This is a genomic window from Brevibacterium sp. SIMBA_078 (genome assembly GCF_046534565.1).
Classification (GTDB): domain Bacteria; phylum Actinomycetota; class Actinomycetes; order Actinomycetales; family Brevibacteriaceae; genus Brevibacterium.
In genome coordinates this window covers 1-231 of record NZ_JAWRYQ010000648.1, presented here as the reverse complement: position 1 = coordinate 231, position 231 = coordinate 1, and the positions used below count along the sequence as shown (strand labels likewise).

Below are 231 nucleotides of genomic sequence, written 5' to 3'. Positions count from 1 at the left end.
CCCTTGCTCCCATTTGCGGTTGACCCGCGCCGTGCCACGGTGGACGGCATGAAAGCGGCTAGGCGTGGTGATGGTCAGGAATAGGCCCACATGCCCCAGGCGTACCGCTTCGCGCTCGGTGTCGGCAATGCGCAGCATTAGCTCAGCGCGGCGGTTTTCCGGGTTTGCCAGCCCAAGCTCTGCCAGCTCGGCAAGGGTATAGCTCTGGTCTAGCTCATTGATGGCTAACAC

Annotated in this window: 1 protein-coding gene; it reads right to left on the bottom strand. The window is 62.3% G+C overall.

Going from position 1 to position 231, the window contains the following annotated elements:
- Positions 1 to 231: replication endonuclease (locus SB749_RS21095; protein WP_410712041.1), on the bottom strand; the 231-nt coding region annotated here is incomplete at both ends.